18 protein-coding genes are annotated in these 18,013 nt (G+C 32.6%); 13 read left to right on the top strand and 5 right to left on the bottom strand.

All coding sequences use genetic code 11. The features are described from left to right. The first annotated feature begins 157 nt into the window (after positions 1 to 157). From OZP15_RS10345 to OZP15_RS10330, 4 genes are all read left to right on the top strand, one after another. The gene (locus OZP15_RS10345; protein ID WP_269225370.1) at positions 158 to 1,312 is read left to right on the top strand and encodes a M14 family metallopeptidase; all 1,155 of its coding nucleotides are present in this window, start codon (positions 158 to 160) and stop codon (positions 1,310 to 1,312) included. 64 nt (positions 1,313 to 1,376) lie between these two features. Beyond that, complete coding sequence (locus OZP15_RS10340) at positions 1,377 to 1,856, top strand: Lrp/AsnC family transcriptional regulator (protein WP_073371425.1); 480 nt, start codon at positions 1,377 to 1,379, stop codon at positions 1,854 to 1,856. Positions 1,857 to 1,944: 88 nt separating this feature from the next. Then, entirely contained in the window at positions 1,945 to 4,530 is a 2,586-nt protein-coding gene (locus OZP15_RS10335) for a phosphoenolpyruvate carboxylase (RefSeq protein WP_269225369.1), read from the top strand. Positions 4,531 to 4,594: 64 nt separating this feature from the next. Further along, the gene (locus tag OZP15_RS10330; RefSeq protein WP_269225368.1) at positions 4,595 to 5,110 is read left to right on the top strand and encodes a DinB family protein; all 516 of its coding nucleotides are present in this window, start codon (positions 4,595 to 4,597) and stop codon (positions 5,108 to 5,110) included. Positions 5,111 to 5,237: 127 nt separating this feature from the next. Here the strand turns inward: OZP15_RS10330 and OZP15_RS10325 are convergent, their stop codons facing one another. The 5 genes from OZP15_RS10325 to OZP15_RS10305 all read right to left on the bottom strand — a co-directional run bounded on the left by OZP15_RS10325 (position 5,238) and on the right by OZP15_RS10305 (position 9,028). Continuing rightward, complete coding sequence (locus tag OZP15_RS10325) at positions 5,238 to 5,486, bottom strand: beta propeller repeat protein (RefSeq protein WP_281336040.1); 249 nt, start codon at positions 5,484 to 5,486, stop codon at positions 5,238 to 5,240. 135 nt (positions 5,487 to 5,621) lie between these two features. Beyond that, positions 5,622 to 7,418: a DUF262 domain-containing protein gene (locus OZP15_RS10320; RefSeq protein WP_281336039.1), complete on the bottom strand. Its 1,797-nt coding sequence runs from the start codon at positions 7,416 to 7,418 to the stop codon at positions 5,622 to 5,624. Between the two features lie 22 nt (positions 7,419 to 7,440). Next, positions 7,441 to 7,914 carry a 3'-5' exonuclease gene (locus OZP15_RS10315; protein WP_281336038.1) on the bottom strand — a complete coding sequence of 158 codons (474 nt, stop codon included), beginning with the start codon at positions 7,912 to 7,914 and terminating at the stop codon, positions 7,441 to 7,443. 11 nt (positions 7,915 to 7,925) lie between these two features. Next, complete coding sequence (locus OZP15_RS10310; RefSeq protein WP_269225364.1) at positions 7,926 to 8,126, bottom strand: hypothetical protein; 201 nt, start codon at positions 8,124 to 8,126, stop codon at positions 7,926 to 7,928. Positions 8,127 to 8,128: 2 nt separating this feature from the next. Then, a complete protein-coding gene (locus tag OZP15_RS10305) occupies positions 8,129 to 9,028 on the bottom strand; it encodes a helix-turn-helix transcriptional regulator (protein ID WP_281336037.1) in 900 nt (299 codons plus the stop codon). A 196-nt stretch (positions 9,029 to 9,224) separates the two neighbouring features. On the opposite strand from OZP15_RS10305, the gene OZP15_RS10300 reads away from it, so the two are divergent. The 9 genes from OZP15_RS10300 (at position 9,225) to fabG (ending at position 17,970) form a co-directional block, all read left to right on the top strand. Continuing rightward, positions 9,225 to 10,454, top strand: coding sequence for an HD domain-containing protein (locus tag OZP15_RS10300; RefSeq protein WP_281336036.1), 1,230 nt, complete (start codon positions 9,225 to 9,227; stop codon positions 10,452 to 10,454). A gap of 131 nt (positions 10,455 to 10,585) precedes the next feature. Beyond that, a complete protein-coding gene (gene lpxD, locus OZP15_RS10295) occupies positions 10,586 to 11,632 on the top strand; it encodes a UDP-3-O-(3-hydroxymyristoyl)glucosamine N-acyltransferase (protein WP_281336035.1) in 1,047 nt (348 codons plus the stop codon). After that, positions 11,625 to 13,013: a bifunctional UDP-3-O-[3-hydroxymyristoyl] N-acetylglucosamine deacetylase/3-hydroxyacyl-ACP dehydratase gene (locus OZP15_RS10290; protein WP_281336034.1), complete on the top strand. Its 1,389-nt coding sequence runs from the start codon at positions 11,625 to 11,627 to the stop codon at positions 13,011 to 13,013. Before lpxD ends, OZP15_RS10290 begins: the two co-directional genes overlap by 8 nt. Before the next feature lie 70 nt (positions 13,014 to 13,083). Beyond that, positions 13,084 to 13,869 (top strand): acyl-ACP--UDP-N-acetylglucosamine O-acyltransferase, encoded by a 786-nt coding sequence (gene lpxA, locus OZP15_RS10285; protein ID WP_269225361.1) that lies wholly within the window; start codon positions 13,084 to 13,086, stop codon positions 13,867 to 13,869. Between the two features lie 107 nt (positions 13,870 to 13,976). Next, positions 13,977 to 14,543, top strand: a complete 567-nt coding sequence (gene efp, locus OZP15_RS10280; RefSeq protein WP_281336033.1) for an elongation factor P — start codon at positions 13,977 to 13,979, stop codon at positions 14,541 to 14,543. Positions 14,544 to 14,592: 49 nt separating this feature from the next. After that, a complete protein-coding gene (locus OZP15_RS10275; RefSeq protein ID WP_269225360.1) occupies positions 14,593 to 15,522 on the top strand; it encodes a UDP-3-O-(3-hydroxymyristoyl)glucosamine N-acyltransferase in 930 nt (309 codons plus the stop codon). 205 nt (positions 15,523 to 15,727) lie between these two features. Next, positions 15,728 to 16,600, top strand: a complete 873-nt coding sequence (gene sucD, locus OZP15_RS10270) for a succinate--CoA ligase subunit alpha (protein ID WP_269225359.1) — start codon at positions 15,728 to 15,730, stop codon at positions 16,598 to 16,600. Positions 16,601 to 16,677: 77 nt separating this feature from the next. After that, positions 16,678 to 17,106 carry a hypothetical protein gene (locus tag OZP15_RS10265; RefSeq protein WP_281336032.1) on the top strand — a complete coding sequence of 143 codons (429 nt, stop codon included), beginning with the start codon at positions 16,678 to 16,680 and terminating at the stop codon, positions 17,104 to 17,106. Between the two features lie 117 nt (positions 17,107 to 17,223). Further along, positions 17,224 to 17,970 carry a 3-oxoacyl-[acyl-carrier-protein] reductase gene (fabG, locus tag OZP15_RS10260; RefSeq protein WP_269225357.1) on the top strand — a complete coding sequence of 249 codons (747 nt, stop codon included), beginning with the start codon at positions 17,224 to 17,226 and terminating at the stop codon, positions 17,968 to 17,970. The last annotated feature ends 43 nt before the right edge of the window (positions 17,971 to 18,013 follow it).

The raw sequence follows: 18,013 nt of genomic DNA, 5'->3' as shown, positions 1-18,013 counted from the left end.
TATAGTTTAAAAAACACTTAACAATTGTTGTTAAGTGTTCGTTTTATAGCTGATTTAAAACTTTAAAAACTGTTTACATTAATAAAATAATAATGTTTTTTGGTGTTTACAAATGTAAAAATAAAGATGTTTACTTTTGTAAAGCAAAATTACAACTATGGATTTAGAACAATTATTTGAACAAAACAAAGAACAATCATTACACGGACGTTACATTACTTTAGATGCAATAGAGCCGTTATTGAATCGATTAAATACAAATCATGAATTAAGAATTATTGGAAAATCTGTATTGGATAAACCAATATATAAATATCAAATTGGGACAGGAAAAATTAAAATTTTTCTTTGGTCTCAAATGCACGGAAATGAAGGTACTACTACAAAAGCACTCTTTGATTTTTTAAATCTGCTTCACAGTGGTTCTGAATTAGCAAATCAGTTCCTAGCTGAATTTACATTTTGTTGCCTTCCGATGTTGAATCCTGATGGAGCAAAATTACATACTCGAGCAAACGCTAACAATGTTGACCTGAATAGAGATTCACAAGATTTAACACAACCAGAGAGCAAAGTTTTAAGAGCGACTTTTGAGGATTTCAAACCTGATTTTTGTTACAATCTTCATGATCAGCGTACTATTTTTGGCGTGGCAGATACTGGAAAACCAGCAACGGTATCTTTTTTGGCGCCAGCTTTTAATGAAGCCAGAGAAATTAATCCATCCCGATTGAAAGCAATTAATATAATTGCTGGCATGAATGCTGTTTTACAGCAGTACATTCCTGGTCAAGTAGGTCGTTTTGATGATTCTTTTAATATTAATTGTATTGGAGATACTTTTCAGTATTTAGGAGTGCCTACAATTTTGTTTGAAGCTGGTCATTTTCAGGGGGATTATCTTCGAGAAGAAACCCGAAAGTATATTTTTATGGCTTTGATAACTAGCTTTAAAATTATAAGCGAAAACGATATAGTTGTTAGTAAACTAGATGATTATTTGAGTATTTCTCAAAATAAAGTCGTTTTTTATGATTTTATATGTAAAAATATCAAAATAAATTATGATGGTATTGAAATAATCACGAGTTTTGCATTACAATATAAAGAAGAATTAATTGACGATTCTATTTGTTTTACTGCATATATCGCAAAAATAGGAGAATTAGATAATTATTTTGGACATTTTGAATTTGATGGGAAAGGAGCTTTTTATAGCGATAATTTTAACAATATTCCTAAATTAGATCAAAAAGCTGATTTTTATATTGAAAATAACATTAAATTTGTGAATGGTTCGATGATTTTATAAAACAATAACCATTCCTTCAAAATGAGAATTTTGCATTTGCAATAATAATATTAATTTAAGAATTATGAGTAAGTTCCGTTTAGACGAAGTAGATCACCAAATACTAGACATGTTGATAGACAACACTAGAATTCCATTTACAGATATTGCCAAAAAATTATTGATTTCAGCAGGAACCGTTCACGTTAGGGTGAAAAAGATGGAAGACGCAGGGATTATAATGGGTTCGTCATTAGTCCTTGATTATGACAAGCTAGGTTATTCTTTCATAGCTTATGTGGGCGTTTTTCTTAATAATACTTCTCAAACAAAATTTGTTTTACAGCGTATTAACGAAATTCCTTTTGTAACTGTGGCATCTGTAACGACTGGTAAGTTTAATATTTTTTGCAAAATAAGAGCAAAAGATACAAAACATGCAAAAGATGTAATTTTTATGATAGACGATATCGAAGGTGTATATAGAACAGAAACAATGATTTCATTAGAAGAAAGTATCAACGACAAAAAGCGTTTGATGCACACTATCTTCAAAAATATGTAATTTACTTGAACGCTGTTTTTTTTATAACGACCTCAAGTAATTTCTTGGGGTTTTTTTTTAATAATCACAAAAAACAAATTTTCCATATATGTACACACATCCAAAAATTGAACGATTTAACGAGGAGGTACTTTCTAAATACCAAATTTATAATAGTGTTTTTATTACTTTGCCTTTTGATTCTATAGATAATACAGGAGTTTTATTGCCTTTGTTTTCAGATGTTTGCGATACTGGTTTCAAAAAACAAGAAACGCCTAAAGAAATAGTTAATTTCTTTACTAATAAATATTTGCACAATGTTTCTGAAACAGAAAATATCGATTTAATGTTTCGTTTCATACAATTTATAGAACGTCAAATTGTTCTTTTTGATGCTATAGAAGATGCTGCTTTTCCTGTCGTTAACAATATGGAAGGAAGAGGGTCTTTGCGAGATATAAAAGAAAAATCAGATGCCAAAGAGAGAAAATCAGAATTAATCGATTTTTTAGAAAGCTTCAATGTAAGAACGGTTCTTACGGCTCATCCAACTCAATTTTATCCAGGATCAGTACTCGGAATTATCAATGATTTGACCGATGCTATACGCAAAAATGATTTATTGGTAATCAAACAATTATTGGCTCAATTAGGGAAAACTCCTTTTATTCAAAACGAAAAACCAAATCCTTTTGATGAAGCGGTTAGTTTGATTTGGTATCTAGAAAATGTGTTTTATGAAACTTCTGGTGAAATAGTGCATTACCTTCAAAAGAACGTAAATAATGGCGATTCCATCCAAAATCAATTGATAAAATTAGGATTTTGGCCAGGTGGTGACCGTGATGGAAACCCATTTGTAACCACTGAAATCACACTAAAAGTAGCCGAAAGATTGAGAACTTCCATTTTGAAATGTTACTATATCGAAATGAGACGTTTGAAAAGAAAGTTGACTTTTCCAGGTGTAGATATTTTGGTCGCCGAATTAGAACAAAAATTATATCGTTCTGTGTTTTATTCTAAAGGAGAAATTTTTATCACTTTAGAGGAATTCAAAACCCAATTGGATAAGATTAGAACTATTGTTATAGAGCAACACCAATCTTTGTATCTAGAAGAATTAGAATCATTGCTTATCAAAGTAAATTTATTTGGTTTCCATTTTGCTTCTTTAGATATTCGTCAAAACAGTAAAATACACGATGCAGTTGTCAAAGATGTTTTGGGGTATTATTTGAATTCGGGTTCAACTGTTTTTCCAGCTAATTATTATGATTTGTCAGAGGATGAAAAAATTGAAGTTTTGTCGAATGTAAAAGGGAATATTGATACCAATGTTTTTGAGAATGAAATCACAAAATCAACATTGGAATCCATTCAAGCTATCAAGAAAATTCAAGATTCAAACGGAGAATCTGGAGCGGATCGATACATCATTAGTAATAATGAAAGTGCATTGAATGTGATGGAGACTTTTGCTCTTTTCCACTTAAATGGTTGGGGAGATGATTTGTCTGTAGATATTATTCCTTTGTTTGAATCAGTTGATGATTTGCAAAGTGCCCATATTATTATGGAAAAATTGTATAAAAATCCTGCTTACGCCAAACATTTGCAAAACAGGAATCAGAAGCAAACCATCATGCTTGGTTTCTCTGACGGAACAAAAGATGGGGGTTATTTGATGGCGAACTGGAGTATTTATAAAGCTAAAAAAGAATTGACAGAAATGTCTAGAAAATACGGAATTCACGCTATTTTCTTTGACGGTCGTGGTGGACCTCCAGCTCGTGGTGGTGGAAAAACACATAAATTCTACGCTTCATTAGGACCAAAAATCGAAAACAGCGAAATTCAAGTTACCGTACAAGGACAAACCATTAGTTCTAATTTTGGAACATTGGATTCTTGCCGTTACAATCTAGAAAACCTATTGAGTGCTGGGGTTACCAATCATTTTAGCAAAAACAAAAATGAATTGTCGGATGACGAAATTGCTATTTTAGATCAATTGGCAGGATTAGGATATGATAAATATTTGAGTTTCAAAAATCACGAGAAGTTTATTCCGTATTTGGAGAAAATGAGTACTTTGAAATATTATGCTAAAACCAATATTGGTAGTCGTCCATCCAAAAGAAGTAAATCAGAACATTTGGATTTTGCCGATTTAAGAGCGATTCCGTTCGTAGGTTCTTGGAGTCAATTGAAGCAAAATGTACCTGGTTTCTTTGGGGTAGGAACTGCTTTAAAACATTTTGAAGAAAGCGGACAATGGGACAAGGTTCAAGATTTGTATGACGACTCTTTGTTCTTCAAAACCTTGTTAGAAAACAGTATGATGTCCTTGGCAAAATCATTTTTCCCTTTGACAGCTTATATGAGAAAAGATCCTGAATTTGGGGATTTTTGGCAAATTATTTATGACGAATTTTTATTAACAAAAAGTATGTTGCTAAAAATTGCGGGTCACAAAGGTTTAATGGAAAACTATCCTGACGGAAAAGCATCGATTGATATAAGAGAGCGTATCGTATTGCCTTTGTTGACAATACAACAATATGCTTTGTTAAGAATCAACGAATTGAACAAAGAGAAAAATCCAGATTTGGAGTTAATAAATACTTACGAGAAGATTGTAACTCGTTCGCTTTTTGGAAACACTAATGCTAGTAGAAATTCAGCTTAAAAAATAATTTTAGAGTTTAGATTTTAGAATTTAGATTGTTTCAAAGAAAGATTAAAATTAAAATATGAATTCCAATCAGTTACCCGTAAATGAGTATTCTCAATTCAATGCGACTTATATCAACGCAATTGATAATGTGGAATTATTGGAAGAATTAGAAATTAGCTTACACGATTTTATCAAATTTGTCCAGAATATTCCAATGGACAAATTTGATTATCGGTATGCCGATGGAAAGTGGACAATCAAAGAAATTATTCAGCATATCATAGATACCGAAAGGATTTTTGCATATCGTGCTTTGAGAATTTCTAGAAATGACAAAACCCCATTACCTGGATTCGAAGAAAATGATTATGTCGAAAATACCAATGGCAATAGTAGAAATCTTCAAGAATTATTAACCGAATTTTCCGCTGTAAGACATTCTAATTTATTGTTGTTCAAAAGTTTTTCAGAAGAACAATTAACCCGAATGGGAATTGCGTCCGAACATCCCATTTCAGTAAGAGCTATTGGATTTTTGATTATTGGACATTTGAAACACCATCAGAAGGTTTTTCAGGAAAGGTATTTGTAGCATTTACACAAACAGAATCAAAAGGCATTGCATAATCGTAATGCCTTTTTTGTTGTTTAGGTATTTTGAGAATCTTTGTCAAAGTTTTTTTGACTTTGACAAAGATATATCTTGAAGCAAATGGTCTTTAACTCCTTTTGATCCAACTTCTGCCATCGTTGGTAGAATAATACAATCCTTTTGAGGTTATTCCTAAAATTTCTTTGCCATTGTCGGTTAAATCATTAAAATCGCCACAGCTGCTGGAATTATACCGTGAAATCCAGCTTCTTCCATCATTGGTAGAATATTCAATTTTGGTTTTCGTTGTTGGATTAATGCGAATCATTTTTTTTCCTTTTAAAATCATTTGTGCCATAATACTATTTGTTTTCATTTTGCCTACTCTAAATTGGTTTTCGGCTTTCCCATCTTACAAAGAAAGTAGGGGAGTGTGCCAAAGTGTGGCGGAGTGTTTTTTTTGTATAAAAAACGACACTCGGGTGGGAGTGTCGTTGTGGCTATTAAAACTTTATTTTTCAAATAGATAATTCACGATTTTTTTGATTTCATATTCTTTTCGTTTTTTACATAAATTTAAGTTCCATTCTTTGTGTTTTTCAACGTGTTTACCAACAATTGAGTAAAGACTTTCAGGATAACGTATTATTTTTTCAGGATATGGATTATTACTTATTGAACGATTTATATATTGTTCCAATACAATCAAATTTCCAATAGAATTAATTTCTTCACCCCATTCCTCCCAAACATCTTCTCGTTTTTCTCCGTCACTATCATTATAAGATTGAATATGCTCAATGTCAATTTCTTGTTCAAATAAATTTACCCTGATTTTTTCTGATTCTTCAAAATTTGAAGTTTTGTAATTTTCTTCAAGCATTGCTGATAAACGACAAAGTATATTTTTTAACTTTCCATTGTAAATAATATTTCCATTTAAAGTGTTTTCTAAATTATTCCATCCTCTATGATTTTCAATCGTACCAATTTCATTATTAATAAGTTCAACGATTTCTTCAAAAGACCCATTAATAATTTTATTAATTACAGAATAAGTGAATGTATGAATATGATTTATGGATTTTTGAAATCTTATACTATAAATAGTATATAATTTACTCAATTGTCTAGTAAACAAGAACATTTTATCAAATGAATCTTCGGTATTGTCAAACTTATATAAAAATACAAATATTAGTTTCCAATATCTACCATATCTTGACCACCATATAAAGTGCATCGCACAAGCATCTTCTGCTGTTGCATAATAATGTTTTTGCCAAGCATAACGGACTTCGATTATTCGATCTATATCTTTTATCGAAAGTTCAACATCTTTAATATTGTTTTTGAAATGTTCCCACTGATTTATATTCAGTATGCTATCAAATAACCTTTCAAAGAAAGTATCTGTTCCATAACTGTAAAGCGTAACGGGTAAATTATATTTTGCTATCAAAATATATTGATATATGTTGAGAATGTCATTAATGTTAGATTTTTTAGAGCCTAAATCAGAATTATATTTGTCTATTTTTTTGTATAGTTCGCTAATTTCTTCAAAAGAATTTTCTTCTTTTTGTTTTATATCAGTAAGGTACTCGTACATCCTGATTTTAAAGAGATCACTTCCATTCAAGTCCAAACCAGTTGTATTGATTGCATTGAATATTTGTAAAGTTTTTGAAAGTCCAGCTTGTGTTTCGATTATTACAAAATAAATATTGCTAAACAAATACTTTATAAAGCGGTCTATTTCAAAATCTCCCAGATTTTCATCGTTACTGTCGACTTTTTCATTTATTAGTTGCTTTATTAAATATGCGTTTTTTAAATAAGGATTTAATGAATTTTCCATAGATATTATTAATTCATCCGCAATCATTTCTTCGAGAAATATTTGTTGCGTTCCATTATTTACTCTTGTAATCAACCAATTAAGATTTATTTTTTCTAATTCACTGCAATTAGGAAATTTATTCTTTAAAACTTTGATTAGAATTAAAAAAGTTGATATTCGCTGTTGTCCATCTATTATTTCTTGTTTCTCCTCATTTTTTTCGGATAATTGCATTGTTCCTATAAACATTGGTTCTTCGTTTGATAAACAATCATTTCCCCAATAAGAAGTGAAAATATCAGAAATAAATTTTATGATTTGATCTTCAGTCCAAGAGTAAGGTCTTTGATATATAGGAATGATGTATTTTGTTTTATTATCTAATACAATTGCTTGCCCATTTTGATTATTGTATTTTAGTGTGCAAGTTTTTGCATTAATTGTAAATTTTTTTTCTATTTCCATTATTTATTTAGTTTTTTATTTGTTAATCTTTTAACCTCCTCAACAACAACTCCGCACAAGCCTTAGCATCGCTCAACGCATCGTGATGGTTTAACGGAATATTATATTCTTCGCACAAGGTAGCTAAATTTGACCTATAAATCTTATAAGTGCAAAATTTATTGTAGTCGGGAGTTGGTAAATTATAGTAAGCTAGTGTTTTATCCAAAACAGGGAAATCAAAGCCAAAACCATTGTGTGCCACTACATTTTGGTCTTTGATATAAGGCGCAATTTGATGCCAAACTTGGTCGAAAGTGGGTGAGTTCAAAGTGTCTTTTGCCGCAATCCCGTGAATGTCTGTAAAACGACTCCAATAATAATTATCGGGTGGTTGTACCAATATATTGACTTCTTGGGTTATGATTCCGTTTTCTATTCTTACCAATCCAACCTGACAAATGCTATTTCTATAACCCGTTGCGGTTTCAAAATCTATTGCGGTAAAACAATCCATAAGTTTAATTGCTATTCATTACAATTTGTAATATTCATCCCTGAAATTTCTATCTTATACAATCTCCCATCAATTACTAATCGATTCAGAAACCCCAGTGGAATAGTCGCTGTCGTTCTATCATCTATCCCATCAGGGAGTTTTTCCTTAAAAGTTTCCTCTAGTTTATCCATCCGTTTTGAAAATAAGCGCACAAATTCTTCTTTTTCCATAATTATTTATAAAGATTAGACATCTCCGAAATTCTGTTTTTGATTTCATTTTGAAGTGAAATAGGAGAGAGCACTTTTACATCACTACCGTATTTCAACAATTCCATTTTAATATCGTTGGTGGTGTGAATGAAAATTTCCAGTACAACAGTATTTTGAGTTTCCTCCAGAATGCGTTGCGATTCGTGCAAGGGAAATGTTTTGATATAGTTACCTTGTTGTTTGGAAAATTCCAAAATCACTTTTTCGGCTGCCTCATAAGTCTCTACTCCAAAAGCGTGTTGAAATTCTTTTTCTACGTTATAAGTAATGGGTTTGAACTTGGTATCGGTAATTTTTAAATTCGAAATTCGATCTAAACCAAAGGTTTTTACAGTTTCGTTTTTTTTGTCCAAGGCAACTAAATACCATCTTTGTTGCGATTCTTTGATGGCAATGGGATAAACTATACGTTGTGTGCTAAAATCCTCCCAATGTTTTTGATGGGTAAATTGTAAAATGTATTGATTTTGTATGGCGTGAATAATACCGTGAATATGCTCCGTTCCTAATGATTTTCGGTTTTCCAGAAACACGCTGGGAGATAATTTGTTGCCTTTTTGTAAGGCGTGATGAATCGAAAAAGCATCAATCATTCGGGTTACTGATTGGTCTTCGATTTCTTCTTCGTCAATAGCGTAGGTTTTGTCTTTTCGGTTGTAGTGAATATCAATTCCAAAAAGGGTGGAAATATCTTTCTTGTCCCTTTCGAAAGTACGAATGGCATATTCAAAAGTTGTGTCGATATCGTCGTTTTCCAATTTGCGCATCACGTGTTCTTGCAATTCATTGAAACTACAAGGTCGGCTTCGCAAGCGGTCGATAACGTACAAATACCTTTTGAAATAAATTAGTTTTGACATAGTTTTTGGATTTACTTTTCAAAGATCATTTATTTGTCTGCCGTTTTGTGGCGGAGTTAAATAGTTGGTTTAGATTTTTAGAAATATAGAATTCATGTTATTTTATTTGACGGTCGTGATGGATTTCCATTTCCAAAACAAAATTTTCATTGCCACTTAATTTCCTTTATATTTGTTACCCAAAAAGAAAATTATAGTGAGCGAAATCAACAAGCTAAAAATATTTAATGATCCTATTTATGGATTTATTAGCATCCCCAATGCTTTAATCTACGATTTAATTCAACATCCTTATTTTCAGCGATTAAGACGAATTTCTCAAATGGGATTGTCTTATTTAGTTTATCCTGGAGCCAATCATACTCGTTTCCATCACGCTTTGGGCTGTATGCACATTATGCAAAAAGCAATTGATGTACTTCGCTTTAAAGAAGTTTCTATTTCTTCAGAGGAAGAAAATGCTTTATATATAGCTATTTTATTGCACGATATTGGTCATGGTCCTTTTTCGCACGCTATGGAAAGTAGTATTGTGGAAGATGTGCACCACGAAGCGATTTCACTGTTGTTTATGAACCAATTAAATATAGAATTTGATGGTCAGTTGAGTTTAGCCATTCAAGTTTTTAAAGGAGAATATCATCGAAAATTTATGTTGCAACTCATTTCCAGTCAGCTGGATATGGATCGAATGGATTATTTAAAGCGTGATAGTTTTTATTCGGGAGTGGCAGAAGGAAATGTAAATTCAGAGCGTTTGATTCAGATGATGAATGTTGTAAATGATGTTTTGGTTATTGAAGAAAAAGGCATCTACTCTGTCGAAAAGTTCTTGATGTCCAGACGATTAATGTATTGGCAAGTGTATTTGCACAAAACCAGTTTGGCAGCCGAATTAATTTTGACAAAAGTCTTAAAACGTGCTAAAGAATTGACTCAAAAAGGAATCGTTTTGCCGTGTAGTGAACCTTTGCTATTCTTCATGCAAAACAAAATTACGATCGAAACTTTTGATAGTAAAAATCTAGAATTATTTTCCCAATTGGATGATTTTGATATTATTAGCGCTTTGAAATCTTGGCAAAATCAAGATGATTTTATTTTATCGTCTTTAAGTAAAATGATTATCAATAGAGATTTATTGAAAATACAACTAACCGAGGAAAAGCCATCCTCTGATGAATTGCAAGTGTTGAAAGAACGTTTTTCATCAGAAAATAATATCTCAATTGTGGACACGAATTATTTTATTTTTAAGGGAAAAATAAAAAACCAAGCCTATAGCAAAGCCGCCGAACCTATTCGAATTTTGAAAAAAGACAAAACAATTGAAGACGTAGTAGAAGCTTCTGATCAGCTGAATTTAAGAGCCTTATCTAAATCAGTAACTAAATATTATATTTGCTTTCCTAAACAACTTTTATAAAAATCTACATTAAAGGTTAATTTTTTATATTTTTGTCGAAATGAAACAAATTAGTATATTTTTTTTGAATATAAGCCGAACGTTTTTTAGAAAGTTCCATCTTATTATTATAAAAAATACAATACAATAAGATGAAATTTACAGCAGAACAAATAGCGGGCGTTTTAGATGGAGAAGTCGTAGGCAATCCCAAAGCCGAAGTATATAAATTATCTAAAATTGAGGAGGGTACCGAAGGCTCAATAAGTTTTTTGGCAAACCCAAAATACTTGCATTATATTTACACCACACAGGCCACGATAACTATTGTAAACACCACTTTTATTCCAGAAGGAGAACTATCAACAACATTAATTAAAGTAGAAGATGCTTATTTGTCTTTTACCAAGTTACTAGAATTTTATGATCAGGCCAAAAAAGGAAATAAAGTAGGTATCGAACAGCCTTCCACTTTGTCAGAAAGTGCAAAATATGGTGCTAATTTTTATTTGGGGAGTTTCACATATATAGGTGAAAATGTAGTTATTGGTAATGATGTGAAGATTTACCCCAATAGTTTCATTGGTGACAATGTAGTTTTAGGAAATAATGTTACTATTTTTGCTGGCGTAAAAATTCATTCAGATACCATAATTGGAAATAATTGTTTCATTTATTCAGGTGTAGTTATAGGGGCTGATGGTTTTGGTTTTGCACCAAATCCTGACGGAACTTATTCAAAAATTCCACAAATAGGAAACGTAATTATCGAAGATAATGTAGATATTGGAGCCAATACAACGATTGATAGAGCCACAATGGGTTCGACTATTATAAGAAAAGGAGTCAAACTCGACAATCAAATCCAGATTGGACATAATGTAGAAATTGGTGAGAATACCGTAATTGCTGCCCAAACAGGAATTGCTGGTTCTACAAAAATTGGTAGTAATGGAATGATTGGTGGTCAAGTAGGGATTGTAGGTCATTTAACGATAGGTAACAATGTTAGAATTCAAGCACAATCAGGAGTTGCTCGTAATATAAAAGACAACGAAACGTTGCAAGGAAGCCCAACAATGGGGTATAATGATTTTAGCAAGTCTTATGTTCATTTTAAGAATTTACCAAAGATTGTTTCAGAAATAGAAGAAATAAAAAAAGAAATATTAAACCAAAAAAAAGAAAATAATGGTTAAACAGAAGACCATCCAAACAGAAATTTCACTGACAGGAGTTGGATTACACACAGGAAGAGAAGTTAAAATGACTTTTAAACCTGCGCCAATTAATAATGGTTTTACCTTTACTAGATTAGATTTAGAAGGACATCCTGTTATTGAAGCAGACGCAAATTATGTTGTCAACACACAAAGAGGAACTAATTTAGAAAAATTAGGCGTTAAAATTCAAACCCCAGAACACGTTTTGGCTGCATTAGTAGGTTGTGATTTAGATAATGTTATTATCGAGTTAAATGCTTCAGAATTGCCTATTATGGATGGATCATCAAAATATTTTGTAGAAGCTATCGAAAAGGCGGGAGTTGTTGAACAAGAAGCTAAAAGAAATATTTATGTAGTCAAAGAAGTAATTTCATATACAGACGAGGAAACTGGTAGCGAAATTATTGTTATGCCAAGTGATAGCTATAGTGTGACTGCTATGGTTGACTTTGGTACTAAAGTATTAGGAACTCAAAATGCTACTCTAAAAAATATTGGAGATTTTAAAACCGAAATTGCTCAATCTAGAACTTTTAGTTTTCTGCATGAACTAGAATCGCTTTTAGACAACGGATTAATTAAAGGCGGCGATTTGAATAATGCCATTGTATATGTGGATAAAGAAATTTCCGAAAAAACAATGAATAGCCTAAAAACAGCTTTCGGAAAAGAAGAAATTACAGTTAAACCAAACGGAATTTTAGATAATTTGACTTTGCATTATCCAAACGAAGCAGCAAGACATAAATTACTTGATGTGGTTGGAGATTTGTCTCTGATTGGAACTCGAATTCAAGGAAAAGTAATTGCTAATAAACCAGGTCATTTTGTAAACACACAATTTGCCAAGAAAATGGCAAAAATCATCAAAATCGAACAAAGAAATTTTGTTCCTGTTTATGATTTGAATCAAGAGCCTTTGATGGATATTCACAAAATCATGTCGGTTTTGCCACACAGACCTCCGTTCTTATTTCTGGACAGAATTATCGAAATGTCTGATAGTCATATTGTAGGTTTGAAAAATGTTACCATGAACGAAGCTTTTTTCGTAGGTCATTTCCCTGGAGCTCCAGTAATGCCTGGTGTTATCATTGTAGAAGCGATGGCGCAAACAGGAGGAATTTTAGTATTGAGCACTGTTCCTGATCCTGAAAATTATTTGACTTATTTCATGAAAATAGACAATGTCAAATTCAAACATAAAGTATTACCTGGTGACACCTTGACTTTTAAATGTGATTTAATAACTCCTATCAGAAGAGGAATTTGCCACATGCAAGCCAATGCTTACGCCAATGGAAAACTCGTTGCAGAAGCAGAATTAATGGCTCAAATAGCTAAAAAGCAGTAATTTTTTGTTTAATTGGTTAATCGTTTATTTGATTAACCAATTAAACAGTTAAACGATTAAACAAAAACAAATGAATCAACCATTAGCTTATGTTCATCCGGGTGCAAAAATCGCAAAAAATGTGGTTATAGAACCTTTTACAACCATTCATAATAATGTAATCATAGGTGACGGAACTTGGATAGGTTCAAACGTGACCATAATGGAAGGCGCACGAATCGGAAAAAATTGTAATATATTTCCAGGAGCAGTAATCTCTGCAGTTCCTCAAGATTTAAAATTTGGAGGAGAAGATTCTTTAGCAATCATAGGGGATAACTGTACGATTCGTGAATGTGTTACGATCAATAGAGGAACTATCGCTTCAGGACAAACCGTAATTGGAAACAACTGTCTGATTATGGCAGCTGCTCATATTGCTCACGACTGTCATATTGGTGACAATGCCATTATAGTAAACGGAGTTCTTTTAGGAGGACACGTAACTGTTGGTAATTATGCTGTTATTGGCGGGTTATCGGCTATTCACCAGTTTATTAGTATTGGTGATCACGCAATGATTTCGGGAGGTTCTTTGTTAAGAAAAGACGTGCCGCCATTTACTAAAGCAGCAAAAGAACCTTTGTCTTATGTTGGAATCAATTCGATTGGATTGAGAAGACGCGGATTTACTCCTGAAAAAATCAGAGAAATACAAGATATTTATAGAATTTTATATCAAAAGAATTACAATACTACTCAAGCCATTGGTATCATCGAAGCAGAAATGGAAGCAACTCCTGAACGTGACGAAATATTGGATTTTATCAGAAATTCATCCAGAGGAATTATGAAAGGCTATACTGGAAATTCATAAATAAAAGTTGAATCGGTTATTTGTTTATTCGTTTATTCGGAAAACAATTAACCGATTTAGCAAATAAACAAATAACCGATTTAACGCATAAACAAATAAACATTCAAATGGCATCAACATCAGACATTAAAAACGGACTTTGCATTAAGCACAATCACGATATCTACAAGATCATTGAATTTCTTCACGTAAAACCAGGAAAAGGACCTGCTTTTGTTAGAACCAAATTAAAATCATTGACTAATGGTAAAGTATTAGACAATACCTTTTCTGCAGGTCATAAAATTGATACCGTTCGTGTAGAAACTCACACTTTTCAATTTTTATATCCAGAAGGAGATGAATTTCATTTTATGAATGCTGAAACTTTTGAACAAATTACATTAAATAGAAATGTTTTGGATTCTCCAGATTTATTAAAAGAAGGAGAAAATGTAATGATTCAAATTAATACAGAAACCGATTTACCATTATCTGTTGATATGGCATCATCTGTGATTTTAGAAGTGACTTATACTGAACCAGGAGTAAAAGGAAATACAGCAACCAATGCTACAAAACCTGCTACAGTTGAAACTGGAGCTACTGTAAACGTTCCTTTATTTATCAACGAAGGAGATAAAATCAAAATTGACACAGCTTCAGGAAGTTACATGGAGCGTGTTAAAGAGTAAATTTTAGAATTTAGATTGCAGAATTTTAGATTGCAAAACCTAGAAGTTTATGAAATTTTCTCAAATACAAACCTTACAAGAAATAGCAAGCATCATCAACTGTGAATATGTTGGTGATGCTGATTTTTTGGTGTCTGGAATGAACGAAATTCATGTGGTAGAGCCAGGTGATATTGTCTTTGTAGATCATCCCAAATATTATGACAAAGCATTAAATTCTGCGGCAACAATCATTTTGATAAACAAAAATGTGGACTGTCCACAAGGAAAAGCTTTGTTAATTTCTGATGACCCATTTCGGGATTTTAATATTTTAACCAAACATTTTAAACCCTTTCAGTCTTCAAATGTTGCTATTTCAGCTTCTGCAAAAATAGGAGAGGGAACCATAATTCAGCCTAATTCTTTTGTTGGAAACAACGTTATTATTGGTAAAAATTGTCTGATTCATTCTAATGTATCTATATATGACCACACCATAATTGGCGATAATGTTATTATTCATGCAGGAACCATACTTGGTGCTGACGCTTTTTATTATAAAAAACGTCCTGATGGCTTTGATCAGTTAGTTTCAGGAGGTCGTGTAGTGATAGAAAATAATGTTGGTATCGGAGCACTCTGTACCATAGACAAAGGAGTTACAGGGGATACTACTATTGGCGAAGGTACTAAAATTGACAATCAGGTACACGTTGGTCATGATACCGTCATTGGTAAAAAATGCCTAATAGCCTCACAAACCGGAATTGCAGGCTGTGTGATTATCGAAGACGAAGTGACACTTTGGGGACAAGTTGGTGTAACAAGCGGAATTACTATTGGGTCAAAAGCAGTATTTTTGGCTCAAGCAGGCGTAACCAAATCGCACCCAGGAAATAAAGTTTATAATGGAAATCCAGCACAGGAATCGAGAGAGTTTTTAAAACAATTGGCAAATTTGAAAAAAATACCCGAAATTCAAAATCAATTGAAATAAAAGGCAATAGTTTTCTTTAAATAAATTTCAGAATCAATTCTATTAGTAATTTGATAAATTTGAGCTGATAAATTATTTCGAGATTAATCGAATAAGCCAATTATAACAATTTTATTATAAAATACTAAAAAATCAATACAGATTACTGTTTACAATTTTATACTTTTGCAACACAAATTTTAAAAACCACATAAAAAAATATATCATGAGTGTTTTAGTTAATAAAGATTCCAAAATTATTGTTCAAGGATTCACAGGAAGTGAAGGTACTTTCCACGCCTCTCAAATGATTGAGTATGGTACAAACGTTGTTGGTGGTGTTACTCCAGGAAAAGGAGGATCTACTCACTTGGATCGTCCTGTTTTTAATACTGTAAAAGAAGCAGTAGATCAAGCAGGTGCTGATACAACCATTATTTTTGTACCACCAGCTTTTGCTGCCGATGCAATTATGGAAGCTGCTGATGCTGGAATCAAAGTAATTATAGCTATCACTGAAGGAATTCCTGTTGCTGATATGATCAAAGCCAACAATTATGTTAAACAAAGAAATTCTAGATTAATCGGACCAAACTGTCCAGGAGTCATTACTCCAGGTGAAGCTAAAGTAGGTATTATGCCTGGTTTCGTTTTCAAAAAAGGAACTGTTGGTATCGTTTCTAAATCAGGAACTTTAACGTATGAAGCTGCTGACCAAGTAGTAAAACAAGGATTAGGAATTACAACAGCTATCGGAATTGGTGGAGATCCAATCATTGGAACTACAACTAAAGAAGCAGTTGAGTTATTGATGAATGATCCAGAAACGGAAGCAATCATCATGATTGGTGAAATTGGAGGGCAACTTGAAGCTGATGCTGCTAAATGGGTAAAAGCGGATGGAAACCGCAAACCAGTTATCGGGTTTATTGCTGGTGAAACTGCTCCAAAAGGAAGAACAATGGGTCACGCAGGTGCAATTGTTGGTGGTGCTGACGATACAGCTGAAGCTAAAAAACGCATCATGAGAGAATGTGGAATCCACGTGGTTGACTCTCCTGCAGAAATTGGTAAAAAAGTAAAAGAAGTATTGGGATAGTTAAATTCCAATGTTTTAAATAACATAATCCAAAATGCCTCACCAAATAGTGAGGCATTTTGATTAATAAATATAAAATGTATAAAGAATTAAAAAAAATTAAAGTTCAAAATCAATTTACTTTTTCAGTTGACGATAGTTTAGAGGAAGTGTGTAATGCGCCAGAAACTGGAAACGGAATCTTCTTGGTTTATGCCGTTGAAGGTGAAGAAAAAGAATTGATTATGGTAGGTTCTACTGGAACTGTGCAAAACGACGGAACTTTGAAAAGCAAAAACGGTGGTTTGTATGACAAGATTGTAAATGGACACCAATTTGCAAAAACAGGGCGTAAATATTCTTGGCCAGCGCAAATGAAATTGGAAAATATTTCATTACTAGAAGTGGCTTGGTATGAAACTTTCAACGACAAGAATAAAGTAATCCCAACTTTCTTGGAAGGACAAATTCTACAAAATTTCTTGGACGAAAACGCAAAATTACCAAGATGGAATGTGGCTTTCTAAATCCTAAATTCTAAAATAATTGAAATGCCCACGTAATTCGTTGGGCATTTTTTTTGGCACGAAATACATTATGCCTATATTTGAAATTCAATTAGAAATAAAAAATCAAATCATAATATGAAATTACTTGAAGGAAAAGTAGCCATCATCACTGGCGCAAGTCGTGGAATCGGAAGAGGAATCGCAGAAGTTTTTGCAAAACACGGAGCCAATGTAGCGTTTACCTATAGTTCATCTGTAGAATCTGCTTTGGCATTGGAAAATGAATTGAATGCTTTGGGCGTCAAAGCCAAAGGATACCAATCAAATGCGGCTGATTTTAACGAAGCGCAAACTTTTGTTGATGCTGTTTTAGCTGAATTTGGAACTGTAGATATTTTAATCAACAATGCTGGAATTACGAAAGACAACTTGTTGATGCGTATGTCCGAAGCGGATTTTGATCAAGTAATTGATGTAAATTTGAAATCGGTTTTCAATATGACCAAAGCGATTCAAAAAACGTTTTTGAAACAACGTGCTGGATCCATTATCAATATTAGTTCTGTTGTTGGGGTTTCTGGAAATGCAGGTCAAACCAATTATGCTGCTTCAAAAGCAGGTGCGATTGGATTTACAAAATCAGTAGCATTAGAATTAGGTTCTCGTAACATTCGTTGCAACGCCATTGCTCCTGGATTTATTGAAACGGAGATGACAGCTAAATTAAGCGAAGATGTAGTAAAAGGTTGGAGAGAAGGAATTCCATTGAAACGTGGCGGAACAACTGAAGATGTTGCCAATGCTTGTCTTTTCTTGGCATCAGATATGAGTGCTTACGTTACAGGGCAAGTCTTGAACGTTTGCGGAGGAATGCTTACTTAAAAAAAGTTAGCAGTGTTCAGTATTCAGTAATCAACTGAACACT

Origin of the sequence: Flavobacterium eburneipallidum (genome assembly GCF_027111355.2) — a bacterium.
GTDB classification, from domain to species: domain Bacteria; phylum Bacteroidota; class Bacteroidia; order Flavobacteriales; family Flavobacteriaceae; genus Flavobacterium; species Flavobacterium eburneipallidum.
This window is presented reverse-complemented; position numbering and strand designations above follow the sequence as displayed.